24 protein-coding genes are annotated in these 26,040 nt (G+C 48.2%); 9 read left to right on the top strand and 15 right to left on the bottom strand.

Annotation, left to right across the window (positions count from 1 at the left end; all coding sequences use genetic code 11):
• Positions 1-19 precede the first annotated feature (19 nt).
• Complete coding sequence (locus DYP60_RS02865) at positions 20-637, bottom strand: hypothetical protein (RefSeq protein WP_117329362.1); 618 nt, start codon at positions 635-637, stop codon at positions 20-22.
• 95 nt (positions 638-732) lie between these two features.
• Here DYP60_RS02865 and sbcB point away from each other — a divergent pair, with 95 nt between their 5' ends.
• Positions 733-2,148: an exodeoxyribonuclease I gene (gene sbcB, locus DYP60_RS02860; RefSeq protein ID WP_117329361.1), complete on the top strand. Its 1,416-nt coding sequence runs from the start codon at positions 733-735 to the stop codon at positions 2,146-2,148.
• Here sbcB and DYP60_RS02855 read toward each other — a convergent pair.
• Complete coding sequence (locus DYP60_RS02855; RefSeq protein WP_117329360.1) at positions 2,145-3,329, bottom strand: glycine C-acetyltransferase; 1,185 nt, start codon at positions 3,327-3,329, stop codon at positions 2,145-2,147. The two genes, sbcB and DYP60_RS02855, sit on opposite strands and share 4 nt — an antisense overlap.
• On the bottom strand, positions 3,326-4,276 hold the full coding sequence (locus DYP60_RS02850) for an NAD-dependent epimerase/dehydratase family protein (RefSeq protein WP_117329359.1): 951 nt from the start codon (positions 4,274-4,276) through the stop codon (positions 3,326-3,328). Before DYP60_RS02850 ends, DYP60_RS02855 begins: the two co-directional genes overlap by 4 nt.
• Before the next feature lie 116 nt (positions 4,277-4,392).
• Between DYP60_RS02850 and DYP60_RS02845 the strand changes: the two genes are divergently transcribed.
• From DYP60_RS02845 to DYP60_RS02825, 5 genes are all read left to right on the top strand, one after another.
• Positions 4,393-4,965 carry a helix-turn-helix domain-containing protein gene (locus tag DYP60_RS02845; RefSeq protein ID WP_117329358.1) on the top strand — a complete coding sequence of 191 codons (573 nt, stop codon included), beginning with the start codon at positions 4,393-4,395 and terminating at the stop codon, positions 4,963-4,965.
• Between the two features lie 62 nt (positions 4,966-5,027).
• The gene (locus DYP60_RS02840) at positions 5,028-6,392 is read left to right on the top strand and encodes an MFS transporter (protein ID WP_117329357.1); all 1,365 of its coding nucleotides are present in this window, start codon (positions 5,028-5,030) and stop codon (positions 6,390-6,392) included.
• 54 nt (positions 6,393-6,446) lie between these two features.
• On the top strand, positions 6,447-7,511 hold the full coding sequence (gene prfA, locus DYP60_RS02835) for a peptide chain release factor 1 (protein WP_117329356.1): 1,065 nt from the start codon (positions 6,447-6,449) through the stop codon (positions 7,509-7,511).
• An 11-nt stretch (positions 7,512-7,522) separates the two neighbouring features.
• Complete coding sequence (prmC, locus tag DYP60_RS02830) at positions 7,523-8,383, top strand: peptide chain release factor N(5)-glutamine methyltransferase (RefSeq protein ID WP_240622814.1); 861 nt, start codon at positions 7,523-7,525, stop codon at positions 8,381-8,383.
• Complete coding sequence (locus DYP60_RS02825) at positions 8,368-10,398, top strand: RelA/SpoT family protein (RefSeq protein WP_117329354.1); 2,031 nt, start codon at positions 8,368-8,370, stop codon at positions 10,396-10,398. The genes prmC and DYP60_RS02825 overlap by 16 nt, the downstream gene beginning before the upstream one ends.
• Before the next feature lie 3 nt (positions 10,399-10,401).
• Here the strand turns inward: DYP60_RS02825 and DYP60_RS02820 are convergent, their stop codons facing one another.
• The gene (locus DYP60_RS02820; protein WP_117329353.1) at positions 10,402-12,036 is read right to left on the bottom strand and encodes a putative manganese-dependent inorganic diphosphatase; all 1,635 of its coding nucleotides are present in this window, start codon (positions 12,034-12,036) and stop codon (positions 10,402-10,404) included.
• A 115-nt stretch (positions 12,037-12,151) separates the two neighbouring features.
• Between DYP60_RS02820 and DYP60_RS02815 the strand changes: the two genes are divergently transcribed.
• Positions 12,152-12,598 carry an RpiB/LacA/LacB family sugar-phosphate isomerase gene (locus DYP60_RS02815; protein ID WP_117329352.1) on the top strand — a complete coding sequence of 149 codons (447 nt, stop codon included), beginning with the start codon at positions 12,152-12,154 and terminating at the stop codon, positions 12,596-12,598.
• Here DYP60_RS02815 and DYP60_RS02810 read toward each other — a convergent pair.
• The 9 genes from DYP60_RS02810 to DYP60_RS02770 form a co-directional block, all read right to left on the bottom strand.
• The gene (locus DYP60_RS02810; protein ID WP_117329351.1) at positions 12,595-13,143 is read right to left on the bottom strand and encodes a hypothetical protein; all 549 of its coding nucleotides are present in this window, start codon (positions 13,141-13,143) and stop codon (positions 12,595-12,597) included. The genes DYP60_RS02815 and DYP60_RS02810 overlap by 4 nt on opposite strands.
• 6 nt (positions 13,144-13,149) lie before the next feature.
• Positions 13,150-13,680 (bottom strand): hypothetical protein, encoded by a 531-nt coding sequence (locus DYP60_RS02805; protein ID WP_117329350.1) that lies wholly within the window; start codon positions 13,678-13,680, stop codon positions 13,150-13,152.
• 2 nt (positions 13,681-13,682) lie between these two features.
• Positions 13,683-14,963, bottom strand: a complete 1,281-nt coding sequence (locus DYP60_RS02800) for a phospholipase D-like domain-containing protein (protein ID WP_117329349.1) — start codon at positions 14,961-14,963, stop codon at positions 13,683-13,685.
• On the bottom strand, positions 14,960-16,129 hold the full coding sequence (cdd, locus tag DYP60_RS02795) for a cytidine deaminase (RefSeq protein WP_117329348.1): 1,170 nt from the start codon (positions 16,127-16,129) through the stop codon (positions 14,960-14,962). The genes DYP60_RS02800 and cdd overlap by 4 nt, the downstream gene beginning before the upstream one ends.
• 111 nt (positions 16,130-16,240) lie before the next feature.
• Complete coding sequence (gene hydA, locus DYP60_RS02790) at positions 16,241-17,641, bottom strand: dihydropyrimidinase (RefSeq protein WP_117329347.1); 1,401 nt, start codon at positions 17,639-17,641, stop codon at positions 16,241-16,243.
• Between the two features lie 50 nt (positions 17,642-17,691).
• A complete protein-coding gene (gene gcvPB / locus DYP60_RS02785; protein WP_117329346.1) occupies positions 17,692-19,143 on the bottom strand; it encodes an aminomethyl-transferring glycine dehydrogenase subunit GcvPB in 1,452 nt (483 codons plus the stop codon).
• Positions 19,140-20,495, bottom strand: a complete 1,356-nt coding sequence (gene gcvPA, locus DYP60_RS02780; RefSeq protein WP_117329345.1) for an aminomethyl-transferring glycine dehydrogenase subunit GcvPA — start codon at positions 20,493-20,495, stop codon at positions 19,140-19,142. The genes gcvPB and gcvPA overlap by 4 nt, the downstream gene beginning before the upstream one ends.
• Positions 20,496-20,560: 65 nt before the next feature.
• Positions 20,561-20,944, bottom strand: coding sequence for a glycine cleavage system protein GcvH (gcvH, locus tag DYP60_RS02775; RefSeq protein ID WP_117329344.1), 384 nt, complete (start codon positions 20,942-20,944; stop codon positions 20,561-20,563).
• A gap of 30 nt (positions 20,945-20,974) precedes the next feature.
• The gene (locus tag DYP60_RS02770) at positions 20,975-22,504 is read right to left on the bottom strand and encodes a glycine hydroxymethyltransferase (protein WP_117329343.1); all 1,530 of its coding nucleotides are present in this window, start codon (positions 22,502-22,504) and stop codon (positions 20,975-20,977) included.
• A 169-nt stretch (positions 22,505-22,673) separates the two neighbouring features.
• Between DYP60_RS02770 and DYP60_RS02765 the strand changes: the two genes are divergently transcribed.
• Both DYP60_RS02765 and infA read left to right on the top strand, forming a co-directional pair.
• Complete coding sequence (locus DYP60_RS02765) at positions 22,674-24,065, top strand: sodium-dependent transporter (RefSeq protein ID WP_117329342.1); 1,392 nt, start codon at positions 22,674-22,676, stop codon at positions 24,063-24,065.
• Positions 24,066-24,134: 69 nt separating this feature from the next.
• Positions 24,135-24,353: a translation initiation factor IF-1 gene (infA, locus tag DYP60_RS02760; protein WP_117329341.1), complete on the top strand. Its 219-nt coding sequence runs from the start codon at positions 24,135-24,137 to the stop codon at positions 24,351-24,353.
• 69 nt (positions 24,354-24,422) lie between these two features.
• Here the strand turns inward: infA and DYP60_RS02755 are convergent, their stop codons facing one another.
• Complete coding sequence (locus tag DYP60_RS02755; protein WP_117329340.1) at positions 24,423-25,391, bottom strand: Smr/MutS family protein; 969 nt, start codon at positions 25,389-25,391, stop codon at positions 24,423-24,425.
• Positions 25,392-26,036 carry a CBS domain-containing protein gene (locus DYP60_RS02750; protein ID WP_117329339.1) on the bottom strand — a complete coding sequence of 215 codons (645 nt, stop codon included), beginning with the start codon at positions 26,034-26,036 and terminating at the stop codon, positions 25,392-25,394.
• Positions 26,037-26,040: the final 4 nt, after the last annotated feature.

The following is a 26,040-nucleotide window of genomic DNA, read 5'->3' as shown; positions in this document are numbered from 1 at the left end:
AGGGAAAAAAGAGGTTTACCTATACCTCTACTTCCCTTCCGTTTATTTTCAAAGTAAGCGGACGTACCGCAAAATAGCCTTCATCATCGCTGTGTAATATGAATTTTCCTTCTACCCTGACAGATGTGCTGACCCGTCGCCCAGCTACTACCACATCAGCTGTGAACAGGATATCAGGAATCTTTCCACTCTGTATCACTGAACCCATCAGGGAAGGAAGCGTGACTCCTTCACCCCATTCGGTAATTGCAGCTCCCTTGAGAATCGCATGCCCCTTTTCCCATGCATGAACGGTCAGATATTGGATTGCCACATCATTGAGCGGTCCTCGTGCCGATTGCATCAGGGAGGCAAAAAAGGAGGTTCCTCCCTCCTTTGTCGACATGAACAAGGGAAGATAGGTCCCTAAATCAGCTTCCTGGAATGTCAGGATATGGGGGAGCGTCTCACCATCCCTGAAATAGAGATTGCTTCCAGGAAGGTCAATCCTCGGGGTATTAAGGAAGGCCGCAACTGCACAGATGGTCGAGTCAGTGATGGCAGCAATAGCCACTGTGACATCGTTTGGAGTAGGCTCTTTTGCCCCAAGGGGAAAGAGCAAACAAAACATCAACAGAAAAGGTATCAAGTATTTCATGGGCATCCTTTGTGATATGATAATTCACCACACAAAAGAGAACAACCTATTCATGGAAAAAAGACACAACTTCACTTCTATGGTACACTGAAGCCATGAATATGCACCCTTCTAAACAAACAATCTTCTGGTATGACCTTGAAACCTTCGGGCTTGACAGCCGATATGATAGAATTGCCCAGTTTGCAGGGCAACGCACAGATCTTGACCTCAATCCCATTGGGGAACCTATTGTCCTCTATTGCAAACTCAGCGACGACTATCTTCCCGATCCTCTCTCCTGCACCATTACCGGTATCACTCCTCAGGAGGTGAACGAAAAAGGCATGAGCGAAAGCGAGTTCATTGCTCGTATCAATGGGGAATTCTCAAAACCCTATACAGTGGTTGCAGGGTTCAACACTATTCGTTTTGATGATGAGTTTATTCGAAATGCTCTCTATCGTAATTTTTTCGATCCCTATCAGAGAGAGTGGAAGAACAACTGCAGCCGATGGGATATCATTGACTTGGTACGTGCAGCGTACGACCTCCGCCCGGAAGGCATCACCTGGCCTCCAAGGAAGGAGACCACGGGAAATCCCACGTTCCGCCTTACCAGCCTGACCGAAGCAAACGGCATCAGCCAGCAAGGAGCACACGATGCCTTGGTGGATGTCAGGGCAACGATTGAAATCGCCCGGTTGATCAAAACCAAGCAACCAAGGCTCTATGATTATTATTTCTCTCTCAGGGCAAAGAGCCAAGTCAAGCGGGTGGTTGCTACTCCCTTCGGGCAACCGGTCCTCTATACCTCTGCAATCTTCAGCAAAAATGAGGGTTGTTCACGCCTTATCACCCCGATCACCCATATGAAAAGTAATGCCAATGCCATCATCTGTTTTGATCTGAGCAAAGATACCGCTCCACTGCTGAGAGCAACCGAGGAGACATTGCTCAAGACAGAGGGAGTATTCACGCTGGCGATAAACAAGTGTCCGTTTGTCTCCCCGTTGAATGTGCTTACTGACCAACTTGCCGTAAAACTCGGAATAGACAAGGACCTTGCCCTATTCCGTCACCAGCAAATCGCCAGTCATCCAAAGTTGTTGCTCATCGCTCGGAATGTCGAAGATACCTTTGAAGGGGTTGATGATGTGGATTTCCAACTCTATGACCGCTTCTTCGGGGATGCAGACCAGAAGCGTTTTGCCTTGATCAGAGAAGCCGAGCCAAAGGAAAAACTCTCCCTCCATCTCGATTTCGAGGATACCAGGATTCCTACTATGCTCTTCCGGTACGTTGCACGGAATTGGGAGGAAGTACTCACCGAGGAACAACTTCGTAAATGGCGCAGCTTCTGCGCTGAACGTACACTCAACCCACCAGGGAACATCAAGATGAACTGGAATTTCTTCAAACGTAAGATTGAGGAAAGATTGGCAAGCACCGAGACTCCAGCACAGGAAAAACGGGTACTTGCCGATCTTAAGCAATACGGTGAAGAGCTTGAGAGGCGAATCTTCTTCTAAAGCAGGTCCATTTCCTTTGCTGTCTGCTTGAATGCCTCCACAGCCTTATCCAAGTCTTCCAATGTATGCGTTGCAGAGAGTTGCACCCTGATTCGGGCTTTGCCCTTGGGTACCACAGGATAGCAGAATCCAATGACATAGATGCCCTTTTCCAAGAGCAAGTCTGCCATTTGGACTGCTTTTGCCTCATCATAGATCATCACCGGGACGATGGCAGTCTCCCCTTTTACCAAATCGAAGCCTGCCTCTTCCATCTTTTGCCTGAAGTAACGCGCATTGCGCATGGTGACTTCCTTGTACGGGTTTCCTGCTTCCAGCAGATCCAGTACCCGTATTGTTCCCCCACAGATTGCCGGTGCCAAGGTATTGGAAAACAGGTACGGGCGTGCCCTTTGTCGATACAGGTCGATTAAGAGCTGGCGGCCAGAGATACAACCACCACTCGCCCCACCACAAGCCTTCCCAAAGGTGGTGGTTATCAAGTCCACCTTTCCTTCAACACCACATAATTCAACGGTTCCTCGACCATGAGGCCCAAGATATCCAGTGGCATGGGAATCATCTACCATTACCAGGGCATCATACTGCTGGGCGAGTGAGCAAATCTCTGCAAGCTTAGCAATATCGCCGTCCATGGAAAAGACACCGTCTGTAGCAATCAGACGTCTTCGCTGTGCCTTGCTCTCCTGCAGCACTTCCTCCAGACTCGCCATATCGCTGTGCTTGTAACGATAGCGTTTTGCCTTGCACAGGCGAATCCCGTCGATGATGGAGGCATGATTGAGTTCATCGCTGATGACCGCATCCGCCTCCCCTAGCAATGGTTCAAACAATGCTCCATTGGCATCGAAGCAAGATGTGAAGAGAATGGTGTCATCAGTTCGGAGGAAAGCACTAACGCGCTTCTCCAACTCTTTGTGAATTTGTTGGGTCCCACAGATGAAGCGGACCGAGGAGAGCCCGTAGCCCCATCTGTCCATAGCATCTTTTGCTGCCTTGATGACTTCTTCATTGTCGGCCAATCCCAGGTAGTTGTTGGCGCAGAAGTTGAGAACCTCTCCCCCTGCTACAGCAATCGAGCGTTGCTGTCTGCCTTGCAACACCCTCTCCTTTTTCATTAATCCAGATTGTTCTTGTTCCTCAAAGAATGCTTTCAGGTCCTTTTCCAATGATTCTGTCATGGTGTCCTCCTCAGTATGGTTTCAATCATATCCAGGGTCATGGTCTCCAGATTGTAGGTAGGATTCCAATCCCACTCAACCCGTGCAGCATAGTCCTCCAAGCAGTTTGGCCAGGAATCTGCAATTGCTTGTTTCACTGGATCAACCTCATAGGAAATGGTAAACCCTGGAATGACGGTACGTATATAGGCAGCTTGCTCCTCAGGGCAAAAACTCATGCTGGCAATATTGAACGCATTACGATGCCTAAGCCGACTGGGGTCAGCTTCCATAATCTGGATTGCTGCTTCCACAGCATCAGGCATATAGATCATATCGAGATAGGTGTCGCCCCTGAGGAAGCAGGTATAGTGCTCCTTCCTAACCGCCTCATAGTAGATTTCCACTGCGTAATCCGTAGTACCACCACCGGGTGGGGTCATATTGCTGATGATGCCAGGGTATCGCACCCCTCTGGTGTCAACGTCATAGGCATGATGATAGTAATCACACAACAATTCGCCCGCCACCTTGGTTACCCCGTAGATGGAAGTTGGACGTTGGATCGTATCCTGAGGAGTAAACTGCTTGGGAGTGGTAGGACCGAATGCCCCGATGGAGGATGGGGTAAACACCGCACAATGGTTCTCTTTTGCCACCTCCAGGGTTGCAATCAAACCATTCATGTTGAGATCCCATGCCGCCAAAGGATTCTGCTCAGCCCTTGCAGAAAGCAATGCAGCAAGGTGATAAATGGTATCAATCGTATGTTTCTTGACGATTTCATTGATGGTTTTCCCATCACGAGCATCAACTTTGTAGAACGGCCCTCCACCAATGAGTTCCTTGTTTACATCATCCCGAATGTCAGCCAATACCACATGGTCTGATCCATAGCGACGACGACATTCCAGTGCAATCTCTGAACCGAGTTGACCTAAAGAACCAATGATCAGGATGTTTTTCATCAGACCCTCCGAGCGCACATTCCTTGACAATCCCCTTTTTCGGGGCATACAATATCTATGTTCATTATAGTAAACAGAATTCACTATGTCAAACTTTTACCACAAGGAGCGACGCAATGGAAACCCCTCCCATGATCGGCAAGAACATACAGCGGATACGCACCAGTAGGAAACTCACACTCAATGTACTTTCTGAGCGTTCAGGCGTGTCAAAGGCGATGCTCAGCCAGATTGAATCCGACAAGGTGAACCCCACTGTTGCCACTGTCTGGAAAATTGCGAGAGGCTTGAATGTTGAACTCAATGACCTTCTCGATTCAGATGATCAGCCCAAACGCATTTTTACCCTCAACCCCGCAGGGGAAGATTCCCCAAAGCTTGAAACCCATGAGAACGGGGTATCCATCCGAATCCTCAGCCCCTTGAGTATGGTGGAAGATCTTGAGATGTACCTCGTTACCCTTGAGCCTCATAGCATTCTCAGCAGTGAACCACACTATGCAGGGACACAGGAGTACCTAACTGTTGTCAAAGGTGCAGTAAAAGTACAAGCCGGAGAGAATCATGCGGAAATCAGGAAGGGTGATTTTCTTGTCTACCACTGTGATGTCGAACACTCCATTTCCAACGAAAGTAACCAGGTTGCTGTAGTACACATGGTGGTACGATTTACGGAGGACAAGCGTTAGTCACCTGCTTTTATTTGACGTGAAAGACTACCTGCAGTATAAAGGAGCAAGGCAGGTATATCATGGCAAAAAAAGGCATTATGGTCTCCTATGGAATGGGGAAATTCATTGCTGAATTTCTTACCGGTGCATTTGGCAGTATTGTATTCATGTTTTATGAGACAGAGGTAGGTTTATCAGCCGGATATGCAGCGCTCGCAACCATCCTCTACTCACTCTGGAATGCAATAAATGACCCGATCATTGGGTATGTCACCAACAAAGGCGCACCATTTTCAAAGAAATTTGGCAGGAGGTTCCCTTGGATAATCATGGGTCTTGTGCTCTGTAGTATCTTCTTCATTCTCATCTTCAGCGTCCCCAGCTCATGGGATGCAAAGAAAAACCCTCTTCCTGTCTTTCTCTGGATGGTACTCACCATCTGTCTCTATGATGGTTTCTACTCACTTTGGGAGGTAAATTATCAGAGCATCTATCCTGATAAATTTCGAACCCAGGATGAGAGGACTACTACTGCAGCCGTCGGTACCGGTATTGGAGTATTGGGTATTGCCTCGGGCTTTATCATTCCTCCCCTGTTCTTTTCTTATGGGATACGGTCGAGCTACCTCATCTGTGCATTGGTCATAGCAGGATTCAGTCTGGTGGCAACCTTTGGCGTAAGTTTCGGGGTCTTTGAGACCAAGGACATGATTGCACGATTTGCTCAGCAGCAGGAAAAGGAAGCCTCTCCTCATTTCTTCGACCAGATGAAACGAGCATTGAAGAATCGCAATCTCCTTGCCTTTGTGCTTTTGCTCTTTTTTTATCAAAGCGGATGTATGCTTATGACCGCCAGCGTCAACTATGTGGTCAAGTATGTACTTGCAGCAGAAAGTAGCCAGGCTACTCCCATTTTCGCTGGTATGCTCGTGGGTACACTTCTCTCCATTCTCATCTGGATGCAGGTAGCCAAGCGCCTAAAGAACAACCAATTGATGCTCATCCTCTGCTCTTTTGTCTTGGCACTCTTCGCTTTTCCGCTCTCCTTCCTCTCTTCAGCCACCGCATATATTGCGGCAATGGCCCTCTGGGGGTTGGGTTTTGGAGGTTTCTGGACCTTCATGAGTCCGGCAATGGCTGATGTTATTGATAGTCTGGTAGTGGCACAAAAGCGTCGTGATGATGGCGTTGTTATGGGAATCAGAGCATTTTTCATGCGTTTCAGTTATGCAAGTCAAGCCATGGTGTTTTTCATTGTACACAAAGTGACTGCATTCGACCCCCTTGCAGTCACCGACCAGGCACGATGGGGAATTCGCCTCCACATGGGGGTAATTCCTTCCCTCTTCTTCCTTGCTGGTGGATTACTTTTCCTGCGTATGAATACACTTGGGCCAGCTGAGGTCGCGAAAAATCATCAGATGCTCTCTGGGTTGGACATCTAGCAATGCTATGCAAAAACTCCTCACTTTTGTATACTTATACTGTAGGAGAAAACGATGCTAGAAAAACTGCCCGATTACGAGAAGCAGCTTGCAGATATAGATGAGAAACTCAGCAATCCTGAAACTATGCAGGATATGAAGCTCTTCAGAAGCCTTAATCAGGAACGATCACATCTCGCTCCCATCATTGATGAGCTCAAAGAGATGAAGCGCCTCAAGGAGCAGATTGCCGATGCAAAGCAATTGCTCAAGGAGGAGAAGGATTCTGAAATGCTCGAGCTGACTGAGCAAGAGCTGGACGAATTGACAGCACAACTGGCAAAAAGCGAACAGAAAACAAAGATGTTTCTCATCCCCCCCGATCCAATGGAAGGAAAAGACATCATCATGGAAATCAGGGCAGGGACCGGTGGAGAGGAAGCTGCACTCTTTGCTGCAAACCTGTTCCGCATGTATTCCCACTATGCAGACACCAAAGGTTGGAAGATCGAGGTCCTCTCTTCCAATGAAACAGGTATTGGGGGGTATAAGGAACTGGTTCTCTCTATCAGCGGGAAGGATGTCTATGGTTCGCTCCGTTTCGAGAGCGGGGTGCATCGGGTACAACGAGTCCCTGAGACTGAGAGTGGGGGAAGGATACACACCAGTGCTGTAACCGTGGCAGTGCTTCCTGAAGCAGAGGAGACCGACATCGAGATACGTCAGGAAGAACTCAAGGTCGACGTCATGCGCGCCGGAGGGCCAGGGGGGCAGAGCGTCAATACCACGGACAGTGCAGTACGATTGACTCACTTACCAACTGGACTGGTGGTAATCTGTCAGGATGAAAAGAGCCAAATCAAGAACAAGGCAAAAGCCTTGCGTGTGCTGCGTTCCCGTCTTTTTGACTTGGAAGAGGAAAAGAAAAACCGTGAACGAGCTGAGGCAAGAAAGAGCCAGGTAGGGTCTGGGGATCGCAGCGAACGCATCCGTACCTACAACTTCCCCCAGAACAGACTCACAGACCACCGAATCAATCTAACGTTGTACAAACTCGAACTGATAATGGCTGGAGATCTTGACGAAGTGATTGAGGCTTTGAAAATAGCCGCAGGTGAAGCTGCACTCAAGGAAGCGTAAGGAACGTGTGCATGACCATTGCCGGGTGGAAGCAACAGACTGTAAAACTCCTGCAAGCGGGACAGATAGGTGACAGCAATGACCTGGATGCCCGACTCCTCCTTGAGAAGGTGACCGGCCTTGACCAAGTACACCAGATTATGGAGCATGAGCGAATCCTGACTGAAGAGGAACGGGAAACCTTGGAACAACTCAGAATGCAGCGACTGGCACACAAGCCCATGGCATATATACTGGGATATAAAGAGTTTTATGGAAGGACATTTTTTGTCGATGAACATACGCTCATCCCTCGTCCAGACACAGAGATCTTGGTTGAGGAAGTCCTTCGCTTTGCCCAAAGCAGGCCTAAGGAAGCGTTGCTTCCCCTCATTGATGTTTGCACCGGTAGTGGCGCAATTGGAATCACCCTCGCCTTGGAGCTAGGAGTGGACGTGGAGCTTTCCGATATTTCAAGAGAAGCCTTGGAGATTGCTAAACGCAATGCTAGAGCGTTGACAGGGCATGAACTTTTATTGCATGAAGCTGATCTCCTCTCCACGACAACACAAAAATATGGTAGTATCGTGAGCAACCCTCCCTACCTCACCGCCTCCTGGTGTGATGAGGTTTCAGCGGAGGTGGAATGGGAACCAAGGAGCGCTCTGGATGGGCAAGGTCAAGACGGACTCTCCTTGATCAGAAGGTTGCTGGAACAGAGCGCCATGCATCTCAAGGAAGCGGGAGCTCTGTTTATCGAATGTGATTATAGGCAGACAAGTGAGGTTGCCACCCTCTTCAAGGAGCACCACTTCAAGAACATTACCATTGCCAAGGACCTTGCTGGTCATGAACGCGTAGTTTGGGGGGTACTTGCATGTACGAACAATTGATTGAACGTTTCATCCAAAAAGCGTACAAGTATCCCAAGGCTGACCAAGAGAAAATCCTGGCTGCTGCTACCTTTGCTGACAGCAAACACGAAAACCAGAAACGTGCCAGTGGAGAACCTTATCTCATCCATCCCCTTGCGGTAGGAGAAATCCTCATCCAACTAAAGATGGATGCAGATACTATCTGTGCCGGACTTCTCCATGACACCCTAGAAGATACCAATACCACTTATGAGGAGCTCTCCCAGACCTTTGGGCAGGCTGTAGCTGACATGGTTGAGGGGGAGACCAAGATAGCCAACCTCAAGACGATGAACAAGAGTGTCCAAGAGGCGGAAACCATCCGAAAAATGTTCTTCGCCATGAGCAAGGACATCCGCGTCATCATCATCAAGCTTGCAGACAAACTGCATAACATGCGCACCATCCAACACCTGAACCCTCAGCGGGCGAAGGAGATTGCCAGTGATACCCTCGATATTTTCGCACCGCTGGCCGACCGCCTCGGTATCTCATGGCTGAAGGATGAACTGGAAGACTTGAGCTTGAAAGTACTCAAACCCGATACCTTCAACTACATACAAGACTATCTGTTAAGTAAGAAAAGTGAACAAAAAGCATATCTAAACCGTGTGGAAAAGTCCATCTACCGCGCTTGCGGGGATGCCCAGCTGAGTGACATCATCGTCACCAGTAGAGCAAAACATACCTATTCGGTCTACATGAAAATGAAAAAGCGCAAAAAGGAAATCGATGAGATTTTCGATATCCTTGGCGTTCGTATCCTCTGTAATTCAACGACCGAATGTTATACAATCTTGGGCGTTGTACACCGTTTATGGCCACCTATTGAGGGACGGTTCAAGGACTATATCGCCATGCCCAAGGCGAACAACTACCAGAGCCTGCACACCACGGTCATGGCACTCGATGGGAAGTTGCTGGAAATACAGATCAGAACCAAGGAAATGCACTTTACCGCTGAGTATGGTGTTGCCGCACACTGGAGCTATAAAGCAGATACTGGCAGCGACAGTGGCTCCTGGAATAGGATGGACAATGAACAGTTCTCCCGTATCATCAGCAAGCTCAAGGTCTGGTCGAATGAGATTGAGAGCAGTGAATCCTATATGGAAGACATCAAGGGAGAACTGCTCAAGGATACCATCTATGTGTTTACCCCCCAGGGTCACATCGTGGAACTCCCAACCAACTCAACCGCCCTCGATTTTGCCTACCAGATCCACACCGAGGTAGGGAACCATACCACCGGTGCAAAGGCTGATGGGTCCATCATACCGCTCAACGCCCCCCTGAAGAACACACAGGTTATCGAGATTCTGACCAGTCCCAATGCAAGGCCACACCTGCAGTGGTTGCGCTATGCACAGACAAGCAGTGCACGAAAGAAAATCAAGGCATGGTTGAACAAGTATGATGAGAACATCCTCATTGACAAGGATATCATTGCAAAGCGCAAAGCCCCCGACCAACAGCAGAAAGAGGAACAGCCACAACCACCACCAACACCGTTGGATGAAGAGCATATCGTCAAGGAAGTGTTTGATGAAACACGGGTCAAATTTCGCGTCGGGGATGAGAAGAACATGATGATCCACATCGCCCAGTGCTGCAATCCAGTGAGGGGGGATGATATCGTGGGGTACATCAGCAGAGGCCGTGGGATCATTGTCCACAAGCGCAGTTGCCCCAATCTCAAAAACATGGCAGAAATTGATGACCGAGCAATTGAGGTGGAATGGGAAACAGAGTTCCCGAAACTTACCAAACGCTTTAGTGTGACCAGCAGGAGAACCTATGACCTCTTTGGGGAGATCGAGGGAGCACTCCGCAAGCACAAGGGACACCTCATCGAAGGCAGATTGCACGACGACGAGGAAGGAAGACTTAGAGGTACATTCACCATGGAAGTGGAGAGAGAGGATGACTTCAAGAAGGTCATCAAGAATCTAAAAACCATCCCAAGCGTCATCACCATTGCAGAAATCAAATAGAAGCTACTCCTCAAGAACCCTCAGGATCTCTGGAAGCAACTGCTTCTTTCTGGAAAGGACTCCCGGTAGGAAGTACTTCCCTTCCCCTAGCTTCTCATAGGCAAGTTTTCGCTCTGTTATCGGCAAGCTGGTCATCAAGAGAATACTATTTTCCTTTACAACATCAGTGATCAGGAACATTGCCCAGTCCAGGCCTTGGGCCATTTTCAGGAGCTCCAATTCAGAGAGATAGGTATCCTTGTACTCATCTATGTCACTGAGTGTGGTGACTTCACACTGCCCGATACCGAACGTAACACCAAGTTCTCGATAGACTTTGAAATCTGCCTCGAGCATTTTGCGAGGATCTTCTTTTGCCAAGGAGGCTCCACTACTGAACATCGTTTCCCCAAACGTGCGCATATCCTCAACATCCCCTAGAACCAGAAGATCCTGTACCGCTGTATAATCCTCGAATGTCGTAGTGGGACTCTTAAGCATTACTGTGTCACTGACAATTCCCGAGAGGAGGACGCGAGCCATTTCTGGTGATATCTCAATATTGTACCGAATATACAACTTGTAAATGATGGTACAAGTGGAGCCCAGTGGCTCACAGTAAATGAAAATAGGATTGCGGGTCTTTGCTGCCCCCAGACGATGGTGGTCTATGATTTCCAGAACCTCAGCCTCATCGATACCACTGACGCCTTGCTCCGTTTCATTGTGGTCTACCATGATTACTTTTGTCTTTGGCCTCTCAAGGAAACAACGGCGGGTGACAAAGCCCGTATACTTACCACCCTTAAAGACAGGAAGTCCACGATATTCACTCTCGGCAAGGATATCCCGTGCCACATCAAAGAGACAGTCATCCTCGAGTCTGATGGGGTCCTGAACCATCAATTCCTTGACCGGTACACTGAGACGCAAGAGCCGGAGCGTCTCCGCAGTATCAAGCGCGCTGAGATACACAGGCCCTTGGTAGGAATCCCAGTCGACATTACTGGTGACATGATCCTCAATTCCTGTCAGGACGATAGCCGGAATCTGCAATTCGATAGCTTTTCTGATGTGGTCTTCCCTGTCACCGACAACCAAGATGGGAGGCCTTCCTTCCAACGCCTCCATATGTTTGCAAAAGATTACATAACGCATCGCTCCTACCATGATAGGAGCATCGAAGGTTGCCTTCTCTCCTCGTTTCAGGAATGAGCCCTTCAGCACTTTGGGAAAATTATCCACGACGAAGTGATAGATTGGACGCTCACCGCCGTTCTCCTTCAGAAAAAAGCTGCTTACCTCATCAACACTCAAGAGACCACGATACTGCTCTCCCTCCATGACCGGTACAACTGATGATTTGCTTGAAGAGCCATAAAAAGAGACCAAGTTGTACACGGGATCTCCTACCTGAACTACCGATTCGGTGTTTCGGGTAACACTGAGCACCTTGGTACGAACATCCTTGATGAAAGGTGGGGGGGTCACACCCAGTCTATCAAACTGAGCTTTGGTAGTATCATTGAGATTCCCACATCGCACCGGATAATAGGTGTTGTTGGGGTCGACCTTGTTTTTCAGAAATGCATAGCTATGGGCAGCACAGATGCTGTCCATATCCGGATTACGATGTCCACACACAAATATTTCAGCCACGACATGCTCCTCTGTTGTCCGTTATTCTATCCGAGTTGAGCTTTTCTGACAACTTATAACAGCTAGTCAGAGCTGGGTAAATAGGGTACCATCAAAAGAACCAAGGAGATGTAATATGCCTAGTGTAGTACTTGCTAATGACCATGGTGCGGTTGAACTGGCCAAGAGATTGCTTGGATATCTGGAAAAGATGGGATATACAGTGAACTATTTGGGAGTTACTTCCAATGATTCAGTTGACTATCCTGATATCGCCAAAGAAGCTTGCCTGGAGTATAAGAAGGGTGGGTATGAGTTTGGCATCGTCCTCTGTGGAACCGGTATTGGAGTCTCCATCAGTGCAAATAAGGTTGATGGAATCCGTTGTGCGCTTCCCCAGAACTGCTATGCGGCAGCCATGGCAAGACGCCACAATGATGCCAACTTTATTGCATTTGGTGGAAGAATCGATTACCCGGAAGATCCTGTAGATATGCTTGATGCCTTCATGGATGCTACCTTTGAAGGGGAACGGCACCAGAGACGAGTTGACAAGATTATGGCTCTGGAAGGGACTTGTTAAAGGTAATCCTTATAGGTGCCGACCACATAGAAATCATATTTGATTAAATCGAAGAGCAGTCCAATCTGTCCGTTCGATAGATTGTAGGCAAGGGTGAGAGAGAGCATACGCTCTCTCTTCCCCATTACGGGGCTTCCTATTGTGACAGGGGTCAATGAGAGCAGCACATGGCTGACCCCCAAGGTCCCTTCCTCACGGTAGGGGCTGATCATGATGCCCGCTCCCATAAGTGTATTGACCCCTACCCCAGCTATGGCAGACCCGGTGGAACGTTGGCCGAGCAAGGTACGCTGCATGAGCAAGGAAACAGATGAGCTACTAAAGGGAGAAGGCATGATTCGAGTATCTACTTGAACATCAAATTCCCACACATCGGTCAAACCTGAAGAAAGTCCCCAAGCAAGCTTCATCCTACTCGAATCCAGCTCTTTTTCATACAGATGGGCATTGGTCCCCAAGGTGATTCCTAGGTCGAAATACCCAGCAAAGAGTGGGGAAGCAATCATCAATACAATTATACCTAGCAACAACAATTTCTTATGCATGACATCCTACTTGGTGACAAAATACGTATAACGGACAAGGGTAATACCCCAACTGTCCACTACCCCCTCATCCAGATTAAAGGAGATGAATGGGGAAAAAAATTCATACCAAAAATCTTTTTGGCTCAACTTCAATGGACTCATTTCCACGGTAAAGGAGGAGGACTCCCTCATCGGATCCATCTGATAGAAAAGCCCTATAGCAGGAGTATAGGCAATCACATTGTGAGCAATAACGTTGAAGGGATGATTCATGGTCCTCACAAGATCAATATTCAAGCCTGCCTGCAGGTATGGGATGACCCATTCTTTATCTTGATCGGTACCAAAAGCAACTTTACCCACAAGGGAAGGATTCCCATATTCCAGGAGCCATGGCTGGTAAGCCAGTGAGACTTCCACACCACTGGACACCCGCTCGGGGCCATCCATTATCTCTTCACCATAGTATCCTAATCCGTATCCCAAGGAGCGAGATAACAACGGAGTTGAGAGAAGAAACAATAGAAGCATACAAAGAATCGTTGACTTCTTCATCATCAGCCTCCAAAAAATGCGGTTATGAAACGGGGCCAGTTTCTGAGGGTATGCCACCGATCGGCCATCTCTTCAGTTATGGGAATTGTTTTCTCATACAGCTGTTCAAAATGAAGCTTCAATTGCTGAGCCAGTTCAGGGCTGTCAATCACCAGGGAATTCTCATAGGCAAGGTTCATCGAGCGGTAATTAATATTTGTGGAACCTATCATCACATAGCGCTCATCAACAATGATCAGCTTCTCATGCAACAGCCGTTGCGTTTCTGCACTCTCTCTCTCAATGCGAAGATCGATGCCCATGTCAAGCAAATCCTTGGTCATGTACTCGATTCCCTTTCGATTGGTGGCCCTCCGGTCAAAGGGAATAATCATTTGAATCTCTACACCTCGCTCTTGTGCCATACGGAATGCCTCAATCATCTCCTCATCCATGAAGGGAAGAAACGGAAGCATCTGCACCGAATGATCGGCCTCACTGAGCAAGGAGCCAACCAGCTTACTTATCTGTGCGCTTCCCGGTTCCTGGTTTACGTACCAACCTTGGTATGTCTTTTTTCCATCAAGTGTGGTTGTATCAATAGAAAAATCTTCCCTGGCAATTTCATCCCATGTTTGTTCATTCCACCAAGGAACGAAGTAATCAAGAATAAGGTTGCAGAGTTCAGGGGAATTGAATTCATACATGCTGTCTCGTTGCAACTGTTCGTTTTCTGCGCCGATAGAAATATAGTTGAGGTTCATCCCTCCTAGTGCAATCTGCTTTCCATCTATGATGAGAAATTTCCGATGGTCACGGTACAGAAGGTTCAGACCACTTACCAACCGCGCACCACTCAGTGGATTGAACTCCAAGAGATGGACCCCGCTTTCACGGAGAAATTTCAACGGTATCAGATGGTACCGGGTTTCAGTCATATCAAAGGAGCCTGCCCCATCTACAACGAAGTATACGCGGACTCCACTCTCTGCTTTCATGGCAAGCGCACTGTAAAGTGCTTCCAACTCCTCGGAACTGGAAGCAAGGAATGCACTGGTGACCAAATAATCCTCCGCTCCTTCAACCAACTCAATAAGTCGATCTTTCCATGCAATACCATCATAGTACACATCAGGATAGGATACCCGGACGGTAGGAATCTGAAATGAAGAGAGCTTTTCCCCGAGTGGAATATCAGCAGCAACTACCTCTGGAGCAATCATATGATGAGTACTTGAGCAACTGGTTCCCAGAAGAATCATACTAATAATAACTATGGATACCAATCGGAACTGACGCATCATGACCTCATCGTGGGAAATATGAAGGGATGTGGCAACAAATCTTCAAATCTGTACACTATATGACTGCCATCTCTCCCTTCAGCAAAGGCAACATCCACCAGATGAACAGCGGTATTGCTACGGCTGAATTCAGCGAGGACTTGCAGGCATTGGGCGCAGGGGGGCGCAGGAGGGGCATCTTCGCTGACTACAACCAAAAGGGAAATCCCAACGGTCCCTTCATTTGCTATGGCATTGAGGATTGCATTGCGTTCTGCACAGATGGTTGCTCCATAACTGGAATTTTCCACGTTGCATCCACTATACACACGGTTTGTAGCAGCGCTGACCACCGAAGCCCCAACCTTGTACTTGGAGTATGGAGTGTAAGCGTTCTTTCGTGCTTCATAGGCTTGTTTAATGGCAAATTCCAAGAGAGCTTTCTCACCCATCAAAGGCGAAGAAGCTTCCAGAATCTTATTTGCCCCGTACACAACACGTTCATCGTTCCCCTTGCTTGAAGAGAGAATCATCTCAAGCTCTTCACGGCTCTGAAAATCCTCAAAGGCATCCAGGCTTGAGAGTACATAGTCTGCACCTGCTTCAACAAGTTCAGGCAGGGAGAATGTGGTGGTAACTGCGCAGACTGAACATCCTGCTTGCTTTCCAGCACGTATACCGTTTATGGCATCCTCAATCACCAGACATTCCTGGGGTGGAAGCCCCATGGAAAGGGAAGCCAACTGATAGATATCTGGATTCGGTTTGTTACGCTTGATGCTCTCACCGGTTACCATGTAATCAAAATCTGACGCTTTAAGTCCTATGGCACGAAGATTTATCTCGGCCTTTGTCCGATCAGCACTGGTGGCAAGTGCCAATTTCAACCCAGCCTTGCGCGCATTGGCAATGAACCGATGGACCCCTTCAAGTGGCCCACGATCCAGAGCATATTCGGCATAAAGCGAAAAAAAAGCTTCTTTGGCTTCCTCGAAGTCCAATGCAACGCCATATTTCTCTGCTACACCGCAAAGAAATCTTCTGTCTCCCGCCCCAATAAATGGAGTAAAATCCTCAGGTTTGACCGTTATCCCTATACGCTCCAAATATTCCATGGCAGCGTGGAGGATGACAGGCTCGGAATCAATGAGAACCCCATCCATGTCAAACAGTATTCCTTCAATCATGGAAACTCCTTGCTGTTAGTCTAGTGAAAATAACCTATTGTGACAATAAGTGTACTGTATAAAGACGGCATCCTGCAGAGGATGCCGTAAGTGAAAAACACTTGCTCAAGCTCAGTGCATGATAGTTTTTCCTCTTCCTACATCGTCCTGAGGGACAAACTCGCCGTGTCCAGCACGACCAAGATAGATATTATCCCCCATGATCAACCGTCCACGAAGGTAGGTCATGATAGGCTTGCCAATGACCTGCATACCCTCATATGGAGTATACCCGCTTGCTGAATGGATATTCTCTTTGCTGATAGTCCACGCCATATCGGGATCGAAAATGACCAAGTCTGCATCACTTCCCACCCGGATGGAACCTTTCTGTGGATAGAGCCCAAACGCCTTAGCAGGTGCGGTGCTGAGTAGGTTCACTACCTGCTGAATTCCAATCCTGCCACTATTTGCAGCGAAGGAGTACACCAAACTCAGAAGTTCCTCTGAACCTGGAATCCCTGGAAGGATTGTCCTCACATCCTTGCTGGAAAGCTTCTGCTCACGAGTGAAAGAACAGTGGTCGGTTGCAATAATCTGGACTTCCCCATTCAGGACTGCTTCCTGCAATGCCTCATTATCTTCCTTGCTCCGCAAAGGAGGCGTCATTACATACAGAGGTCCATCCTCCCCTTCTAGCTTACTCTTGTCCAAGAACAGGTAATGAGGAGTGGTTTCTAGAATTACCCTAAGACCTTTTGCCCGAAGCTCTCTCACCTTCTGAAGACCAGCCTTGCTGGAGAGGTGCACTACATACAGAGGCATATCCAGCTCCAAGGCAATTCTTCCTACCGTATCGATGCCGCGGGCCTCGGCTTCGCTCGGGCGGAGCACTGCATGGGATGGAGGCGTGTAAGGACCAGAATAAGAGCTATTCACCTTCTGGATGGTTGCATCATCCTCGCAGTGAACACTTACTAAAAGATCATATTTCTTGCACAATGCAAAAATCTTGCGCAACTCTTCCTGATCATCAACAAGGTAGCCGACATCCTTGTACGTGGTGAACATCTTGATGACCTTCACCCCCGCCTTCTTCAGCTGTATCAGCTCCTCTTCCAAACCTTCACGGTAGGCATACACCCCTTGATGCAATGAGAAGTCCACCGCCATCTCTTTTCCCATAGCTGTGCTTCTCGCTTTTGCACAGGCAGCAAGATTCCCTTTCTTGTCATCATCGGCAAAATCAACAACACACGTCACACCACCGAAGGCTGCACAGCGGCTACCCTCCTCAAAGGAGTCAGCTGTCACTGTGCCCCTGCTGACCAAGTGATAATGAGTGTGGGCATCGATGATACCTGGCAACACACACATATCCTCGGCCTGTACAATCTCTGTTCCTTCAGGCAAGGTATCTGGATCGATCTTTGCTGCAATATGCACAATCTTCGAATCCTCGATCAAGATGTCAGCATGCCTGGTCCATTCCGTATCAACGAGCAATCCGTCTTGTATTAGTATTCTGTTCATACCTTAAGGATACCTCAGGATTGGAGAGACTGCAAAGCAAAAAGCATCGCTCAGTAACGAAGATTTGGTTCCTTGATTGCCTTCACCTCATCCAATCGGCCAACCGGTGTAGTATACGGAGCCCCCTTCACATATTCAGGATCTTCCTTTGCTTGTGCAAGGATTGAACGGAATGCGAGGATGAAAGCGTCCAATGTCTCAAGGCTCTCACTCTCAGTCGGTTCAATCATAAGCGCCTCGCTTACCAGTGAGGGGAAATACATGGTGGGAGGATGATACCCCTTGTCAATGAGGGCTTTTGCAATATCCTGAGCTCTTACACCATTGTTCTGTCTATACTCCTCCAAGCTGATGACAAACTCATGCATGCACTGTTCCCCGTAGGGAATTTCACACACATCGCATAACCGTTTTGCCACATAGTTTGCATTCAACACGGCATGGGCACTTGCAGAGCGAAGTCCTTCACTACCCATTCTCAAAATATAGACGTATGCTCTAAGCAGTACCAGGAAATTCCCCCAGAACATGCTGACTTTCCCGATGGAGTCTTCACCATCCCAATCAAGGACATAGCCACTATCGGTCAGAAGGATATCCGGCTTTGGAAGGAATGGCCTGAGTGTATTATTTACCATCACAGGTCCACTTCCCGGCCCCCCTCCCCCATGTGGGGTGGCAAAAGTTTTGTGCAGATTGAGATGCACGACATCAAAGCCCATCTCGCCAGGAGTCGCCATGCCCAGTATGGCATTCATGTTGGCACCGTCATAGTACATCAAGGCTCCATGGGCATGTACCATCTTGCTGATGAGAAGAATATTCTGTTCAAAAATCCCCAAGGTATTGGGATTGGTCATCATCACGGCAGCAACAGAATCATCCAGTTTAGCCTCAAGGTCCTCCAAATCTACCTGCCCTTTCTCATTGGAACCAATGGAAACCACTGCAAAACCATTTACCATTGCACTGGCTGGATTGGTACCGTGAGCGCTGGAAGGGATGAGAATCTTGGTTCGGCCGGTCTCTCCTCGCTTCTCATAGTAGGATTTGACCATCTTCAAGCCAGTGTATTCGCCATGGGCTCCAGCACAGGGTTGTAGGGTACCCCATTTCATGCCAGTGATGGAGGAAAGGTCCTCAAGCAGATTGAACATGATGGAGAGACTTCCCTGTGTTGTTGAGACATCCTGCAATGGATGTATTTTTGTAAATGCATCCATTTTCGCAATATGCTCACTGAGCTTGGGATTGTATTTCATCGTGCAGGAACCGAGGGGATACATTCCGTTGTCCACTCCATGGGCCATCGTGGAAAGTCGGGTAAAATGCCTGACCACATCCAATTCAGAGACTTCAGGTAGGCGCGCTGGTTGTTCTCTACGGATGGATTCTGGAAGAGGAGGAAGTGCCTGTTGAAACCCCTTGGGGAGATCCAAGGGAGGGAAACAATAGGCTTTTCTTCCCTGTTTGGATTGTTCAATCAATAGTGTCTCTCTCATTTCATGACCCTCCGTGCTGCTGCTAGGTAGAGTTCCAGCTCCTCACGACTACGTTTTTCCGTCACAGCGACAAGGAGAACTAATTCATCCTTGACCTTTCGAGTCAGTGTTGAAAGTCTTACACCAGCAAATATCCCTTCATTACGGAGCTCTTGCATAAACTTTCTCAGACGTTTGGAATCGGAAAAAACCAAGGGGAATTCACACCAGAAAGGTTTGTCCCAAACCAAGGTCATTCCTGGAAGCTGGGCTAGATGGTATGCCAGATAATGTGCCTTGGCATAGCTTTGGTTTGCAGCCTCGAGCATCCCGTCCCATCCGAGGCTGGAAAGATGGATGGTAGTCATCAGTGCCGCCAATGCCTGGTTGGAACAGATATTGCTTGTTGCACGCTCTCGCTTTATATGTTGCTCTCTCGCTTGGAACGTCAGGGTGAACCCTTTTCTTCCTTTCCCATCTTCAGTCAGGCCAACCAACCGACCTGGGAGTTTTCTCAGGAGTGCTTCCTTCACCGCCATGAAACCACAGCTCGGGCCACCAAAGGCAAGTGGGAGTCCCAAGGACTGGGTATCCCCGATTGCAATGTCTGCATTCCATTGCCCTGGAGATTTTTGCATCGCAAGGGACAGGGGATCATTTGAAATGGCAAAAAGTGCTTTTTGCTCATGAAGAATCTCTGCAACTCCCTCATATGATTCCAACAAGCCGTATCGGTTTGGGCTCTGGACAATCAATCCAGCACACGTAGAATCCAGAAGGGAGGAAAGCAGCGAAAGGTCCACCACTCCATCTTTCTCCTTTACGATGCGCAGGGACTTTCCGGTTCCCTTTGCCCACGTCTGCAGGACCTGCAGGGTAAATGGGTGCAGTGTAGAGGAGACCAACACCACCGATGCATGTCGTTTTGCCCCCACCATCAAGGAAGCAGCTTCACTTGCAGCATTAGCTCCATCATACAGCGAGGCATTTGCTACATCCATTGAAGTAATCTCACAAATCATGCTTTGGAACTCATAGATTGCTTGGAGCAACCCTTGGCTCATCTCTGCTTGGTAAGGAGTATATGCAGTAACGAAGGAAGGAAGACTGGAAAGCGCCTCAACCGTAGAGGGTATAATATGGTCATAACAACCACACCCCAGAAACGGTATACCTCGAACATTGCGTTGTGCAATGGAATCAATCATTCGTTGCACTTCGTCTTCAGTCCGACCATGACTGATTGGAACTGAATCAGAGAGGAGAATGTCCTCTGACAAACCGGAAAAAAGCTCCTCCATTGAAGAAAGACCGATAGCTTCAAGCATAATCTTTCGATCTTCATCAGTATGGGGAATATAGGGATATATCATGTATGCCTCCAGCACATGGGCAAACAAAGGCCGCCAAGATCTGGCGGCTCACAGGTATGCTCTCTTTATAGAGTCTCTAGGTATGCTTGGTATGCCTTCGCATCCAACAGTTCATCATAATCAGCTTGAGAAAAGGAAGTAAGAATATAGAGGTGATGTGCATAACAATCCTCGTTGATCAATTCAGGAGATCCATCCAGATCCTCATTGGCTTCATGCACGACCCCCTCAACAGGGTTAATGATGGCTGAAGCTGCCTTGACGCTCTCAACGGTAGATATCTCTTCTCCCTTGCGATATTGCTCACCAAGGGGAGGAAGTTCAACAAAGACAATCTCACCTAGTTCATGCTGTGCATGGTCTGTTATACCAACGTAGGCCTTATCGCCTTCAATGCGAACCCATTCATGATCTTTGCTGTAGCGCAGATTTTCCATAATCTTACTCATTGCTTGCCTCCACCATCGTCAATGCTACCATCACCGCTCGCTATTGTCGAGTGGAAAATGCTTCTCAAGGAACGGAAGGTCCAGCTCAGGATAGAGCTTGAACTTCTCGAGCAATGCCAGAACTCGTTTCTGGGCTTCTTGCTTTGCTGTATTCTCAGTTACCGCCTTTGCCTTGCTTGGCTGGCCAGCATTTGCACCCTTGGTGAGAATCATCGGCTTGGTATGGTTAAGTACCAGCGCGATTATGGATGCAATTTCTTTCATCTCTTGTGTGCCCATTTTGAGCGTCGTTACAGCAGGGGTTCCAATACGAAGACCACTGGTGTACCAAGGGCCGTTCGGATCAAATGGAAGCGCATTCCGGTTCAATGTAACGCCACACTCCCTGAGGGCGGTCTCAGCTTGTCGCCCGTTCAGGTCAAAGGGCCTGACATCAAGAAGCATCAAATGGTTGTCCGTTCCCCCTGTTGCAACAGGAATTCCTTCAGCAAGGCACGCTTTTGCCAATGCATCAGAGTTTCTTACGATGTCCTGTGCATAGGTTTTGAATGATGGGGCAAGAGCTTCCTTGAGTGCAATGGCCTTTGCTGCCATCACATGGGGAAGTGGGCCACCGAGCACCAATGGGCACCCCTTGTCCACACTTTCAGCAAACTCCTTCTTGCAGAGTATCATACCACCTCGTGGACCACGCAGTGTCTTATGAGTTGTCGTGGTTACAACATCAGCCCAGGGAATTGGGTCATAGGCTCCAGTGAAGACTTTTCCTGCAACCAAGCCAGCAAAGTGGGCCATATCAACCATGAATACAGCACCTACGCCATGGGCAATTTCACTCATCCGTTTGAAGTCAATCTTCCTCGGGTATGCACTATAACCAGCCAAGAGAATCAACGGCTTGACTTCCTGCGCCATTTTCTCAATTGCATCATAGTCAAGCAGCCCGCTCTTTTCCTCAACTGTATACGTATAAGCATCAAACATCTGAGCTGAGATGTTCTGGCGATACCCGTGTGTCAGGTGTCCTCCCGAGTAGTAATCAAGACCCAAGAGTCGTTGGTTTCCCAGCTTCTCTCGAACCTGGTCCCACTGCTGCCGGCTGAGGTTACTGGGATTGGGTATCCCAATCTCCTCCAAGGCGGGAATCTGGATGCGCGTATTGAGAATTGCCCAGTACGCAACCAAGTTGGCATCAGCACCACTATGAGGTTGCACATAAGCATGCTCAGCACCAAAGAGTTCGCAAGCATACTCGCAAGCAGCCGCTTCTATGGCATCGACATTGTCACAACCAGCATAGAAACGGTGGTAGGCAAACCCTTCACTATACTTGTCGGTGAGCAGGTTGCCCATTGCAAGCTGGGAAGCGATTGATGAAAAATTCTCACTTGCAATCAACTTCAAGTGGGTTCGCTGATCTTTCAGCTCATTGACAATGCGACCTGCAATACCCGAATCGACTTGTGCAATCTGTTCAAGGGCTGCAGTATAGGCAACCATAGGGCCATTCATCTCTTTGGTTTCTGACAAATACGCTTGCAATGCTGTTCCACTGGACATGTGTTATACCTCTTTGCGTGCTATGTTACTTGGTATCTTGCCCCTGTAGGGCGTCTCTGTCAACGCACCAGGCAATTTTGGGTTGCATTTTTCCTTATCATACTTCAGAATGTGGCGGTTGTCTTCTACAATGAACAACTTGCTACACTAGTGAGAAGAGAGAGAGTATATGAGTTTAGGCGCTACAAAAACACGGGAAGCATTGGCGAGCAGATTGGGCTTCATCCTCCTATCAGCGGGATGTGCCATCGGGCTGGGGAACGTATGGCGTTTCCCTTACATAGCAGGAAGGTACGGAGGAGCCGCGTTTGTACTGGTCTACATGGTATTTCTCATTATCCTCGGCCTTCCGGTCATGGTCATGGAACTTTCCATCGGAAGAGCAAGTCAGACCAATATTGGACTTACGTTCGAAACTTTGACACCGACGAAAAAACCTTGGCATCTGTATGGCAAACTTGCCATTATCGGTAACTACGTTTTAATGATGTTCTACACGACAATTACCGGATGGCTTCTTTCCTATTTTGTTCACACCATCAAAGGAGACTTTGTTGGGTTGAACGCCGATCAAGTAGGCGGATTCTTTTCTACCATGCTGGGGAAACCTGGAAGCATGATCTTCTGGATGATTCTGGCTGTAGTCTTGGGACTCCTTCCCGTAGCCAAGGGATTACAAAGTGGAGTAGAGAAAATTACCAAGCAAATGATGATCGGTCTACTCCTGTTAATGCTGGTCCTCGCGTTCAACAGCATGCTACTCGATGGTGCTGGAGAAGGACTGAAGTTTTACTTGGTTCCTGACTTTGGAAAGATGGTCGAAAGCGGTCTCTCTGAAACAATATATGCAGCAATGGGCCAAGCATTCTTCACCTTGAGCCTCGGCATCGGCTCTATCTCCATCTTTGGTTCCTATATCGGCAAGGAACACCGCCTCACGGGTGAAGCGGTCCGCATCATCGGCCTTGATACATTTGTAGCCCTTTGTAGTGGCCTGATTATTTTCCCTGCTGCATTTGCCTTCGGTGTTCAGCCCGATGCCGGTCCTTCGCTGATCTTCATCACACTTCCCAACATTTTTAATCAAATGTCGGGTGGCCGTATTTGGGGTTCCCTGTTCTTCCTCTTCATGAGCTTTGCAGCATTAAGCACGCTTATTGCAGTTTTTGAGAACATCATCAGCTTCTGGATCGACACCAAGGGCGTTGATCGCAAGAAGGCAACCCTGTTCAATGGAATCGCCATTGTCCTGCTCAGCCTTCCCTGTATCCTTGGATTCAACGTACTTGCAGGATTCCAGCCTCTTGGACCGGGGACGGGAGTCCTTGACCTTGAGGACTTTGTGGTAAGTTCTACCCTCCTCCCTCTGGGATCGCTTTTCTTCACCATTTACTGTACTTGGAAATATGGTTGGGGATGGGACAAGTTTATCACAGAAGCAGATAGTGGATCCAACGGATTAGGTTTTCCCAAGGTGCTTCGTCCGTACTTCAAGTACGTATTGCCAGCAATCATTTTAGGCATCTTCCTGAAAGGATATTGGGATATTTTTATTGCATAGGACACTGTTGACACATTTTGACCTAGTGCATATAATTTTCTTGCTTTTAAGCAAATATTTGGAGGTTTTGTGGCCAAAGAAGAAGCAATTGAAGTAGAAGGCATCGTACGCGAAGCACTTCCCAACACCATGTTCCGTGTGGAACTACAGAATGAACATGTCATTCTTGCCCATCTTTCGGGCAAGATGCGCAAACACTACATCAGGATTGTTCCTGGTGATACCGTGCGTGTTGCACTTTCTCCCTATGATCTGACCAAAGGTCGTATCATTTACCGCGAGCGCTAACACCACCAATGTGGGAAAAGCCGGATTCCCTTGAGAACCCGGCTTTCTTGTGCGTTCTTATTGACAGGATCATCGTTTCATGATGATCCAAATAGCTCCACTACCACCATACTGGGCTTTTGGGGTGTACGCTTCACGTACTACCTTGCTGATACGTATCTGGGAGAGTGCAGCTTCCTTCAAAAGGGAATACCCCTTGTCATTGTGCAAACCTTTTCCAGTGATGATTGCAACCTTCAGAAGTCGTTGTTCCTTTGCTGAACGCAGGAATTCTGCGGTTGCCTGCTCTGCTTCCGCCACCTTCATGCCATGCAGGTCCAATGTTGACTGGGGCTCCATTGCACGAAGCGCTGATATGGTGTAGGGATCGCTCTTCCCCTCCTGCTTTTCCTTCTGCGCCTGCTTGATGGCTGCTTCTTCATCACGCACTGTTGACCATTGTTTGTAGGTATCAGCAAAGGACCAGCTCACCGAGCTATCACGTTCCTGGTCAAGCTCAACTTTCTCATCAAGTGCTTCCTGCATCTCCTGTGAAGGTTGTACGGGAAGGTCCTCTTGTTCTCTCTTTCGCTGATCGGAGACAGGCTTCCCTCGTTTCTTCTTGGGGCGTTCACTCCCCTCGAACTCATCCAGGAGTGAGGCAAAATCCTTCTTGGGCACATAGGTCTTACTCTTCTTGATAGAAACCTGATCAGCTTTCTTGCTTTTGGCAGTTTGCTTTTCCCCTTCCCATTCTTGAAGAATCTCACCAAAGGATTTCTCCACTGCTACCTTGCTGTGGCTCTTCATCCGCTTGGTTACTCCACCTAGTTCCCCTGTCTGCTCCCATGTGGCAAGGATATCGCCAAAATTTGCCTTTGGATCATACCCAAGCACCAATGGCTCTTTCCGTTGACTGACAGGCTGTTTCTGCTTCACAGGTTGCTTTTTTGCTTCATGTATGTGTTCAAACGGCTTGTAGGCATCTGAATCAACTACAAGACGGCTGTTTCCAGCCGTCTCGCTTGTATTCGAAGCCTTCTTTTTCTTCTTCGGCACTCAGACCTCCCGAACATCCAGCAACTGAGATACATAGGGCTTCATGAGCTCCACTACCTTGCTGATAGATGCTCCTTGAACCTTGATGGTACAGATGGCATTGGTGGGATCAGTTCCCATAAACGTACCAAAGGTGATAATGTCAATTCCAGCCTCACTCAAAACCTGACTGATCTTGGCAATGGTTCCCGGCTTATCTTCAACCACAAAGGTTAGGCGAATTCCGAAATGACGTGCACCAAAGAGCTCAAGCAAAATCTTGAACATATCACTCTTTGTCACAATACCGATCAACTGCTGTCCTTCAAGCACTGGAAGACTGCTCAGATCCTGATCAACCATCATGCGGGCAGCTTCCTCAACTGTTGTGTCCTTGGTGATGGAAACCACGTTCTTGCTCATGAGCTTCTTTACCGTAAGCTTGCTCAACAGGTACGCCATCTCATGGATTGAAAGGCTTGTCGCCGGAGAAGGCGTGGCATACAAGATATCCTTTTCAGTTATGATACCAACCAGCCGTTTCTCCTTATCGAGCACAGGAAGCCGGTGGACCTTCTCCTGTTTCATCAAGGCAGATGCCTCCGCGATGGACATATCGGGAGTAGCTGTAACAGGATTACGCGTCATTCTTCGTTCGATAATCATTTGG

Origin of the sequence: Sphaerochaeta halotolerans (assembly GCF_003429665.1) — a bacterium.
Classification (GTDB): Bacteria; Spirochaetota; Spirochaetia; order Sphaerochaetales; family Sphaerochaetaceae; genus Sphaerochaeta; species Sphaerochaeta halotolerans.
The sequence above is the reverse complement of the archived record's forward strand: the minus strand, read 5'-3'. Positions and strand labels throughout refer to the sequence as shown.

Bases quoted from the DNA above. Each gene is read 5' to 3' on its own strand.
- DYP60_RS02865 (WP_117329362.1), bottom strand. From the start codon at position 637: ATGAAATACTTGATACCTTTTCTGTTGATGTTTTGTTTGCTCTTTCCC.
- sbcB (WP_117329361.1), top strand. From the start codon at position 733: ATGAATATGCACCCTTCTAAACAAACAATCTTCTGGTATGACCTTGAA.
- DYP60_RS02855 (WP_117329360.1), bottom strand. From the start codon at position 3,329: ATGACAGAATCATTGGAAAAGGACCTGAAAGCATTCTTTGAGGAACAA.
- DYP60_RS02850 (WP_117329359.1), bottom strand. From the start codon at position 4,276: ATGAAAAACATCCTGATCATTGGTTCTTTAGGTCAACTCGGTTCAGAG.
- DYP60_RS02845 (WP_117329358.1), top strand. From the start codon at position 4,393: ATGGAAACCCCTCCCATGATCGGCAAGAACATACAGCGGATACGCACC.
- DYP60_RS02840 (WP_117329357.1), top strand. From the start codon at position 5,028: ATGGCAAAAAAAGGCATTATGGTCTCCTATGGAATGGGGAAATTCATT.
- prfA (WP_117329356.1), top strand. From the start codon at position 6,447: ATGCTAGAAAAACTGCCCGATTACGAGAAGCAGCTTGCAGATATAGAT.
- prmC (WP_240622814.1), top strand. From the start codon at position 7,523: ATGACCATTGCCGGGTGGAAGCAACAGACTGTAAAACTCCTGCAAGCG.
- DYP60_RS02825 (WP_117329354.1), top strand. From the start codon at position 8,368: ATGTACGAACAATTGATTGAACGTTTCATCCAAAAAGCGTACAAGTAT.
- DYP60_RS02815 (WP_117329352.1), top strand. From the start codon at position 12,152: ATGCCTAGTGTAGTACTTGCTAATGACCATGGTGCGGTTGAACTGGCC.
- DYP60_RS02810 (WP_117329351.1), bottom strand. From the start codon at position 13,143: ATGCATAAGAAATTGTTGTTGCTAGGTATAATTGTATTGATGATTGCT.
- DYP60_RS02805 (WP_117329350.1), bottom strand. From the start codon at position 13,680: ATGAAGAAGTCAACGATTCTTTGTATGCTTCTATTGTTTCTTCTCTCA.
- DYP60_RS02800 (WP_117329349.1), bottom strand. From the start codon at position 14,963: ATGATGCGTCAGTTCCGATTGGTATCCATAGTTATTATTAGTATGATT.
- cdd (WP_117329348.1), bottom strand. From the start codon at position 16,129: ATGATTGAAGGAATACTGTTTGACATGGATGGGGTTCTCATTGATTCC.
- hydA (WP_117329347.1), bottom strand. From the start codon at position 17,641: ATGAACAGAATACTAATACAAGACGGATTGCTCGTTGATACGGAATGG.
- gcvPB (WP_117329346.1), bottom strand. From the start codon at position 19,143: ATGAGAGAGACACTATTGATTGAACAATCCAAACAGGGAAGAAAAGCC.
- gcvPA (WP_117329345.1), bottom strand. From the start codon at position 20,495: ATGATATATCCCTATATTCCCCATACTGATGAAGATCGAAAGATTATG.
- gcvH (WP_117329344.1), bottom strand. From the start codon at position 20,944: ATGAGTAAGATTATGGAAAATCTGCGCTACAGCAAAGATCATGAATGG.
- DYP60_RS02770 (WP_117329343.1), bottom strand. From the start codon at position 22,504: ATGTCCAGTGGAACAGCATTGCAAGCGTATTTGTCAGAAACCAAAGAG.
- DYP60_RS02765 (WP_117329342.1), top strand. From the start codon at position 22,674: ATGAGTTTAGGCGCTACAAAAACACGGGAAGCATTGGCGAGCAGATTG.
- DYP60_RS02750 (WP_117329339.1), bottom strand. From the start codon at position 26,036: ATGATTATCGAACGAAGAATGACGCGTAATCCTGTTACAGCTACTCCC.